This is a genomic window from Actinotalea sp. (assembly GCF_041597215.1).
GTDB lineage: Bacteria > Actinomycetota > Actinomycetes > Actinomycetales > Cellulomonadaceae > Actinotalea.
Genome location: NZ_JBFHHB010000128.1, coordinates 1 through 8,991 on the forward strand (window position 1 = coordinate 1; position 8,991 = coordinate 8,991).

General features: G+C 70.2%; 7 protein-coding genes and 1 tRNA gene. 2 read left to right on the forward strand and 6 right to left on the reverse strand.

The annotated features are described in order from the left end of the window. Positions 1–82 precede the first annotated feature (82 nt). The 6 genes from ABWK99_RS10120 to ABWK99_RS10145 form a co-directional block, all read right to left on the reverse strand. Entirely contained in the window at positions 83–1,291 is a 1,209-nt protein-coding gene (locus ABWK99_RS10120) for a Vms1/Ankzf1 family peptidyl-tRNA hydrolase (protein ID WP_372594579.1), read from the reverse strand. A gap of 93 nt (positions 1,292–1,384) precedes the next feature. Next, positions 1,385–2,662, reverse strand: coding sequence for an ATP-dependent Clp protease ATP-binding subunit ClpX (gene clpX, locus ABWK99_RS10125; protein ID WP_372594580.1), 1,278 nt, complete (start codon positions 2,660–2,662; stop codon positions 1,385–1,387). Positions 2,663–2,789: 127 nt separating this feature from the next. Beyond that, positions 2,790–3,473 carry an ATP-dependent Clp protease proteolytic subunit gene (locus ABWK99_RS10130; protein ID WP_372594581.1) on the reverse strand — a complete coding sequence of 228 codons (684 nt, stop codon included), beginning with the start codon at positions 3,471–3,473 and terminating at the stop codon, positions 2,790–2,792. A gap of 34 nt (positions 3,474–3,507) precedes the next feature. Then, the gene (locus ABWK99_RS10135; RefSeq protein WP_372594582.1) at positions 3,508–4,161 is read right to left on the reverse strand and encodes an ATP-dependent Clp protease proteolytic subunit; all 654 of its coding nucleotides are present in this window, start codon (positions 4,159–4,161) and stop codon (positions 3,508–3,510) included. 173 nt (positions 4,162–4,334) lie between these two features. Further along, positions 4,335–5,657: a trigger factor gene (gene tig, locus ABWK99_RS10140; RefSeq protein ID WP_372594583.1), complete on the reverse strand. Its 1,323-nt coding sequence runs from the start codon at positions 5,655–5,657 to the stop codon at positions 4,335–4,337. A gap of 157 nt (positions 5,658–5,814) precedes the next feature. Next, positions 5,815–5,891, reverse strand: a tRNA-Pro gene (locus ABWK99_RS10145). 544 nt (positions 5,892–6,435) lie between these two features. Here ABWK99_RS10145 and ABWK99_RS10150 point away from each other — a divergent pair. Both ABWK99_RS10150 and ABWK99_RS10155 read left to right on the forward strand, forming a co-directional pair. Continuing rightward, the gene (locus ABWK99_RS10150) at positions 6,436–7,923 is read left to right on the forward strand and encodes a glycosyltransferase (RefSeq protein ID WP_372594584.1); all 1,488 of its coding nucleotides are present in this window, start codon (positions 6,436–6,438) and stop codon (positions 7,921–7,923) included. Then, positions 7,916–8,991, forward strand: a 1,076-nt coding sequence (locus tag ABWK99_RS10155) for a glycoside hydrolase (RefSeq protein WP_372594585.1), incomplete at its 3' end; no start/stop codon positions are given. The genes ABWK99_RS10150 and ABWK99_RS10155, both read left to right, overlap by 8 nt.

The following is an 8,991-nucleotide window of genomic DNA, read 5'->3' on the forward strand; positions in this document are numbered from 1 at the left end:
GGCTTCGCCGAGCAGATCGAGGAGCTCTACTCCAGATGAGCCCCGCGTCCGGTGCCGCCCGCGGGACCGCGACGGACGCGTCCTAGCCCATCGACCGCCCGGCACGACGGGAGCGGTCCCGCGTCGAGGCCGGAGCCGTCTCGTGCGGGGTCGCCGGGTCGCTCCAGCGCAGCACGGCGCCGATCCCGCCCATCAGGGGGACGGTCGCGCGCAGGTCGAACGTCGCCCCTGCGTCCTGGGCGATCGCCGCACGGAGCACGGCCACGTCCGCGCGCATCTCCTGCGCATGGCCGTCGTCCACCCCGAGCCCGGCGAGCTCGCTGCGCCTCATGGCCAGCTCGAGCGGGCCGGGGCCGACCCAGACCGTCCGTTCCGCGAGTCCCGTGGCCGCGTCTGCGCCCAGCACGAGCTCGGCCACCTGCCCGCGACGCAGCACCTCGACGACGTCCCCGAGATCGGTGACGGCTCCGTCGCCACGCCCGAGCCCCTCGGCCACCCGGTCGAGGACGGACTGACGCCGCCGGTCACGGTAGGCCTCGACCACCTCGTGCAACCGGGCGGCGAAGACGTCCTCCTTGATGCCGTCCGCCCGTGAGCCACCGGGCACCTCGACGAGCACCTCGGCGACGGCGTGCCCCACCGCCTCCCGGATCATCGCGACGGCCCGCACGTCGCCGGTCAGCATGACCAGCTCCGGGCGATGAGCGAGCACCACCCGGTCGAGCTCGTCGGCGACCACCTGGGCGTTGCGCTCCCAGGAGTCCTCGATCCGCGCGGCGGTGCGCCGCGAGTGCCACCAGTCACCGGTCCGCACCTTGTGCACGAGGTCGTGCCCGCCCTCGACCGTCTCGCTCAGCTCCTCGTCCGGCAGCTCGACGCCGGACCAGGTCAGGTCGGCGCCCGAGCGGTCGACCTCGACGAGCAGGTACCGGACGGCCTCGTCGACGGCCCTGGCTGCCGGCACCAGCGGCGGGACCGCCCCGTGGACGGCCTCGTCGCGCACCGGAGCGGTCGCCAGGACCCGGTCCAGGACGATCTCCCGGCCCGTGAGCCCGTCGACGACCACGAGCCGCCCGTGCGGACCGGGGACGTGCGTGGGACGCAGCAGCAGGTCGGCAAGAGCATCGAGCACCGGGGCCGGGGCCCCCTGCCCCTCGAGCGACCTCCGCACACCCTGCCATCGATTGCGCAGGTCTCGGTCTCCGACCTCGTCACCGCGGGTGACGTCCATGCTCACGGTCGTGAGCGGTCCGTCGTGGTCGAGCAGGGGCTTGAGCGCGTCGAGCTTCATCGAGCACCTCTCCGTCGGGTGGCCGGGCCGGCGTCGTCGCCGACTCCCACTACCCGTCCCAGACAACTCCACCCGGCCGGAACACGCCAGTGGTCAGGCCGACTTCTCCCGAGGAGCCCTCTTGTCGGTTGCCTCGCGCGGCACGATCGTGGGGTTCACGTTCTCCAGCACCACCTCGCGGGTGATGACCACCCGGGCGACGTCGTCGCGGCTCGGCACGTCGAACATGACCTGCTGGAGGACCTCTTCGAGGATCGCTCGCAGACCACGCGCTCCCGTCCCGCGCAGGAGGGCCTGCTCGGCGACGGCCTCGACGGCGTCGGTGGTGAACTCGAGCTCGACTCCGTCCATCTCGAACATGCGCTGGTACTGCTTGACGAGCGCGTTGCGGGGCTCGGTGAGGATCTTCACGAGCGCACCGCGGTCGAGCGGCGAGACGGTGGTGATGACCGGCACACGGCCGATGAACTCCGGGATCAGCCCGAACTTGAGCAGGTCCTCCGGCATGACCTCGCCGTAGACGTCGACGTCGTCCGCGCTGTGCAGGGGCGCCCCGAAGCCGATCCCGCGGCGACCGGCGCGGGAGGTGATGATCTCGTCGAGCCCCGCGAAGGCACCGGCCACGATGAACAGCACGTTCGTCGTGTCGATCTGGATGAACTCCTGGTGCGGGTGCTTGCGCCCGCCCTGCGGGGGAACGCTCGCCGTCGTCCCCTCGAGGATCTTCAGCAGTGCCTGCTGCACGCCCTCGCCGGAGACGTCACGGGTGATCGAGGGGTTCTCGCTCTTGCGGGCGATCTTGTCGACCTCGTCGATGTAGATGATCCCCGTCTCGGCCTTCTTGACGTCGTAGTCCGCGGCCTGGATGAGCTTGAGCAGGATGTTCTCGACGTCCTCACCGACGTAGCCCGCCTCGGTCAGCGCGGTGGCGTCGGCGATGGCGAACGGCACGTTGAGCATCTTGGCGAGGGTCTGGGCGAGGTAGGTCTTCCCGCAGCCCGTCGGGCCGATCAGCAGGATGTTCGACTTCGCGAGCTCGACGTGATCGGCCTCGATGCCGGGACGGGCGAGCTCGCCTGCCTGGATCCGCTTGTAGTGGTTGTAGACCGCCACCGCGAGAGACCGCTTGGCCGGCTCCTGGCCGATGATGTACTGCTCGAGGAAGTCGAAGATCTCGCGGGGCTTGGGGAGCTCGACCATGCCGACCTCGGTGGCCTCGGCGAGCTCCTCCTCGATGATCTCGTTGCAGAGCTCGATGCACTCGTCGCAGATGTACACGCCGGGGCCGGCGATGAGCTTCTTGACCTGCTTCTGGCTCTTGCCGCAGAAGGAGCACTTGAGCAGGTCTGCACCGTCACCGATGCGAGCCACGGCGTCCTCCTCCCGGACGGCGACCCTCGCCGACCACCTCCATTGCACACCACTGATGGCTGCCTGTCAGCCTGTGCGCCTCCGCGTGTCCGATCGGCCACGCGGAGGCGCACCTGAGCAGATCGGCTCAGGAGGGCAGAACGGCCGCCTTGCGGCTCTCGAGCACCTGGTCGACCAGGCCGTAGTCCTTCGCCTGCTGGGCGGAGAGGATCTTGTCGCGCTCGATGTCCTTGCGGACGATCGCGGCGTCCTTGCCCGCGTGCCGGGCAAGGGTCTCCTCGAGCCACTCGCGCATCCGGATCAGCTCGTTGGCGTGGATCTCGATGTCCGACGCCTGCGCGTAGCCACCGCCCTCCATGGCGGGCTGGTGGATGAGCACACGAGCGTTGGGGAGCGCGAGGCGCTTGCCCGGCGTGCCGGCGGCGAGCAGCACGGCGGCGGCCGAGGCTGCCTGACCGAGGCAGACGGTCTGGATCTGCGGCTTGATGTACTGCATCGTGTCGTAGATCGCCGTCATCGCCGTGAACGAGCCACCCGGCGAGTTGATGTAGAGGATGATGTCGCGGTCCGGGTCCTGGCTCTCCAGGACGAGCAGCTGCGCCATGACGTCGTCCGCCGAGGCGTCGTCCACCTGGACCCCGAGGAAGATGATCCGGTCCTCGAAGAGCTTGGTGTACGGGTCCTGGCGCTTGAAGCCGTAGGCCGTGCGCTCCTCGAACTGCGGCAGGACGTAGCGCGAGCTGGGCGCGCCGTAGGGCAGGGCCTGACCGCCGGCGAGGGAGGCCGCGCGGGCGAGGTAGTCGTTGCTCACTGATGCTCCTTGGATGTCGTGGGTGCGGCCGGGCTCAGGCGTCTGCCGAGGCGGTGGAGCCCGTGGTGCCGCCGCCGCCGGAGACCGAGCCGGAGTGCGTGACGACGTGGTCGATGAAGCCGTACTCGAGGGCCTCGGGGGCCGTGAACCAGCGGTCGCGGTCGGCGTCGGCGTTGATCTGCTCGACGGGCTTGCCCGTCTGCTCGGCCGTGAGCTCGGCGAGCACGCGCTTCATGTGCAGGATGAGCTCGGCGTTGATGCGCACGTCGGTCGCCGTGCCGCCGATGCCCCCGGAGGGCTGGTGCATCATGACCCGGGCGTGCGGGGTGGCGTAGCGCTTGCCCTTGGCACCCGAGGAGAGCAGGAACTGCCCCATCGACGCGGCCATGCCCATCGCGATCGTGGCGACGTCGGGCTGGATGTACTGCATGGTGTCGTAGATCGCCATCCCGGCGGTGATGGAGCCGCCGGGCGAGTTGATGTAGAGCCAGATGTCCTTGTCCGGGTCCTCTGCGGCGAGCAGCATCATCTGCGCGCAGATCGCATTGGCGTTCTCGTCGCGGACCTCCGAGCCCAACCAGATGATCCGCTCACGAAGCAGCCGGTTGAAGATGTGGTCGTTGAGGCCGAGGTTCGGCCCTTCGCCCCGCGCGGCACGCGGCTCTGACTGCTGCTGGAACTGGTTCACGGCTCTCCTCGTCCTGCGCGGGCCCAGGGGCCCTGGAACTGTTGTGCGACCCTAACGCGAGGCGGGGCGCGCCTACTCCCGCAGCGGGGCCGGTTTCGCTGTCGGCGCACGACGGCCCCGCACCGTGCGGTGCGGGGCCGTCGTGGCGGGACCGGGTTCGAGCCCGTGGGGGCTCAGGCCTCCTCGGTGACCTCGGCGTCGGCGTCGTCGGCCACGACCTCGTCGGCGCCGATGTACTCCGAGAGGTCGACGACGGCGCCGGAGCCGTCCACGACGCTCACCTGGCGCAGCGCGACGGCCACGGCCTTGGAGCGACCGACCTCGGCGACCATCGCGGGGATCTGACCCTGCTCGTCGAGCGTGCGGATGAAGGTGTTGGGGTCCATCCCGTACTGGCGCGAGGCGTTGACCAGGTAGTCGACGAGCTCCTCCTGCGAGACCTTGACCTGGACGGACTCGGCGAGGGTGTCGAGGAGGATCCGCTCGGCGAGCGAGGTGCGCGCCTCCTCGGTGACCTCTGCGCGGTGCTCCTCGTCCTCCAGGCGCCCCTCGTTCTCGAGGTGACGGTGGACCTCCGCCTCGACGACGCCCTGCGGCACGGGGATCTCGATGTCCTCGCGCAGGCGGGCGAGGAGCAGGTCACGCGCCTGCACGGCCCGGCCGGAGTCCTTGGCCTTGGCGGCCTGCTCGCGCAGGTCGTCCCGCAGCTCGGCGAGGGTGTCGAACTCGGAGGCGAGCTGCGCGAACGCGTCGTCGGCCTCGGGGAGCTCGCGGGTCTTCACGGCGGTGGCCGTCACGGAGACCAGAGCGGTCTCCCCGGCGTGCTCGCCGCCGGCAAGCGCGGTCTCGAAGCTGGTGGACTCGCCGGTCGACAGGCCGACGAGCGCCTCGTCGAGGCCCTCGAGCATGTTGCCCGCGCCGATCTGGTAGGAGATCCCGCTGACCGAGTCGACCTCCTCCTCGCCCACCTTGGCGGTGAGGTCCAGGACGACGAAGTCCTTCTCGGCGGCGGGCCGGTCGATCCCGACCAGGGTGCCGAAGCGCTCGCGCAGCGCGTCGAGACGCTCGTCGACGTCGGCCTCGGAGACCTCGACGTCGTCGACCGTCAGCGTCAGGCCCGACAGCTCGGGGAGCTCGATCGTCGGACGGACCTCGACGGTCGCGACGAAGGTCATGCCACCGTCGGTCTCGGTGAGCGCAGCGATCTCGGTGACCTCGATCTCCGGCTGGCCCATCGGACGCAGGTCGGACTCGGACACGGCCTGGCTGTAGAAGCCGGCCATCCCGTCGTTGACGGCGTGCTCGATGACGGACGGGCGGCCCACCCGCTGGTCGATGATCCGGGCGGGGATCTTGCCCTTGCGGAAGCCCGGCACCTGCACCTGCGAACCGATGTGCTGGTAGGCGTGGTCGATGCTCGGCTTCAGGTCCTCGGCCGACACCTCGACGGTCAGCTTGACCTTGGTGGCGTCCAGGGTCTCGACGGCGCTCTTCACAGCAGTGGTCTCCAACGGGGTCGTGGCGGTGCCGGTCCTCGGAGCGGGACGACGGCCGGGGCCGGTTCCCGCAGGGTGGCGTGCGGCAGGGGGCCGCAGACGGACCCTTCATCCTAGGGCACGCCACAACCCGTGACCGGGTGACCCGGTGGTCGAGTGGTCGGGATGGCGGGATTCGAACCCACGACCTTCCGCTCCCAAAGCGGACGCGCTACCAACCTGCGCCACATCCCGTGCGGCCCGAGCCTAGCCGCCATCCTCTGCGCGCCGGCGCCAAGCGTGCGAGGCGGACGCCCGCGCCGACCCCGGGCACCCGGGCCACCTCGCGCCCCGGGCGACCGGGACGGCCGAACGGGTGAACCGACCCGAGCCGGTCACACCCGTCCGGCTGTGTCACAACCCCCGCAGACCGGGAGGAGTGCCCGCAGAACGACTTGAGGATTCCGAGGGGTGAATCTCACGATACGAGACGTTCGAACGGCAAATTCTGTGTTTCCGCAGGTAAAAAGCCCGGCGCGGCCACGCACGGCACGACGGATCTTCTCCGCAATCGGGACATGACCGTTCCCGGCATCCGTCCGCCCGCCCTTGACCCCGGCGCCGGAGTCGACTCAACCTGTGACAGCAGTCATGACCGAGCTCCTGGGCCGCGACTCCCCCCGAGGGAATCCACGGCACCAGCGGTCCGACCGCTCGATCGCCGGCACCGCCGGCACATCCTGCACCCCGATGGCGCGGCCGCAGACACCCCTGCCCAGCGACACCGTGCGAGGCAACGATGTTCATCTTCCTTCTTCAGTTCCGGCACATGATCGAGGACCACAACGAGCTCTACCTCTTCGCCTTCTTCTCGGCGATCGTCTGGGCGTTGTGGATCCTCAAGGTGGTCCTCTCGCGCCGCTACCGGCCCGTCACCGCTCCCTACTCGACGACCACCAGCGTGGTCGTCCCCGTCGTCGACGAGCCCCTCGACCTCTTCCGTGACGTCATCGGCCGGATGGTCGAGCAGCAGCCGGACGAGATCATCGTCGTCATCAACGGTGCGCGGAACCACGCGCTGGAGGAGGTCTGCGAGGAGTTCGCCCCCCTCGTGCGATGGGTCCACACCCCGATCCCCGGCAAGCGCAACGCGGTGAAGATCGGGACCGAGATGTCGCGCTACGACGTGACCGTGCTCGTCGACTCGGACACGGTGTGGACGCCGGGAGTGCTCTCCGAGCTCGTGAAGCCCTTCGCCGACGCGAGGGTCGGCGGGGTCACGACCCGTCAGCGGATCCTCGAGCCCACCCGGAGCTGGATCACCCGCTGGGCCGACTGGCTCGAGAACTCCCGGTCCCTGTACTCGATGCCGGCCCAGAGCGTGCTCGGTCAGGTCGGCTGCCTGCCGGGACGCACCATCGCCTTCCGCCGCTCGATCCTCATCCGCGTGATGGAGCCGTTCATGGCCGAGCGCTTCCTCGGGGTCTTCCTCGAGGTCTCCGACGACAGGACCTTGACCAACCTCACGCTCAAGGAGGGCTACCGCACCGTCTACCAGCACACGAGCCTGGTCTACACGGACGCCCCGCTGCAGGTGAAGAAGCTCTTCAAGCAGCAGCTGCGCTGGGCGCGCGGCAGCCAGTACAACACCCTGCGCATGCTCCCGTGGATGCTCGGGCACGCACCCTGGCTCAGCGTCTTCTTCCTCGCCGACATCGTCCTGCCCTTCCTGCTCGCGGGCTCCGTGCTCGGCTGGATCTACCGCGCCGTCAGCGGAACAGGGGTGAACCTCTACCAGGCCGTCATCGACGCCTACGGGGAGCACCTGGGCTGGGCGTGGGTGATCGGGCTGATGGTCGCCTCCTCGGTGCTGAGCATGTCGATCCGGCAGATCCGGCACCTCCAGGAGGTTCCCTCCGACTTCTTCCGGCTGCCGGTCTTCATCATCGTCTCGACCTTCTTCCTCATGCCGGTCCGCCTCATCGGCTTCTTCCGGATGGCGCACGTGGCCGGCTGGGGAACCCGGGCCGGTGCCTACACCGGTGGTGAGGCCCTGACCGGGCTCGCGGAGCTCGACGACCTCAGCGGCCCGGCACCCGTCGACGTGGTGGACCGCGCCCCGGTGGGTCGCGCGGACGGCGACCTGCTCGTCGCACCCTCACGTCGTACGACGCGCGTCAGCGCGCCGGCCGCCGCTCCCCGCGCGCGCCGCTTCAACCCCTGGGCCGCCGTCCCGTACCTGATCGGCCTGACCATCCTGAGCCTGGAGGCACTCCTCTATGTCTGACACCAACGCCCAGTGGTGGACCACCGGCGGCCTGTCCCGGCGGGCCAAGGTCGGTACCACCGTGATCGCCGCTCTCCTGGCGATCGCCGTCATGGCCGTGTGGACGAGCCCCCGTGGTCTCGCCCTCTCGGCGACCGAGGGGCCGTCCGCCGAGCAGGTGGCGCTCGAGGCCCAGGTCGCCGAGCTCACGGCGAGCCTCGAGGCCCGTGAGGCCGAGCTGGAGAACCTCACGGCATCCCAGCGCAAGGCGGCAGCCGAGCGCGCCGCGGGACAGATCTCCGGCGAGGCGAAGGCCGAGGCCGAGCGCCTTGCTGCGGCGGAGGCCGGCGCGGCCGAGGCCGAGGCGGAGCGGCAGGCCGCCGAGGAGCGATCCGCTGCCAAGGCTGCCGCGGAACGCGCGGCTGCCGCTGCTGCGGGTCGCGCCGCGGCTGCAGAGGCCGAGGCAGAGTCCATGCGCCTCGAGCTCGTCGCCCGACAGGTCACGGTCGCCACCCCGGCACCGACGACGGCCCCGGCTCCGTCCAACCCGTCCACCCCATCCACCCCCGCGCTTCCCGAGGCGCCGTCGCTCGCCTCGCTGATCCGCCCCGCCGAGCGCCAGTACGGCATCTACACCCCGCAGGCTCCGTTCAGCTGGGCCGAGGTCGACGACGTCACCGCCAAGGTGGGCGTCACCCCGACGATGGTCGGGTACTTCCAGGGCTGGGACGGCGACTTCCGGGCCGACGCGGTGACCCGGGCGTGGGAGCGCTCGATGATGCCCCTGCTGACCTGGGAGTCACGGCCGCTGTCCGCCGCGAACGACCAGCCCGTCGACGCCGACTACTCCTTGCCGCTCATCATCGGCGACCCGGAGGCCGGGGTCCCCGGTGCCTTCGACGACTACCTGCACCAGTACGCCGAGGACATCGCCGAGCTCGGGCTTCCCCTGGGGATCCGGCTGGACCAGGAGATGAACTCCTCCTGGTACCCGTGGGCGGAGCGCAACACCAAGGGTGAGTCGCTCAACGGCAACCGCCCTGGCGACTTCGTGGCCATGTGGCAGCACGTGCACGACATCTTCGAGGA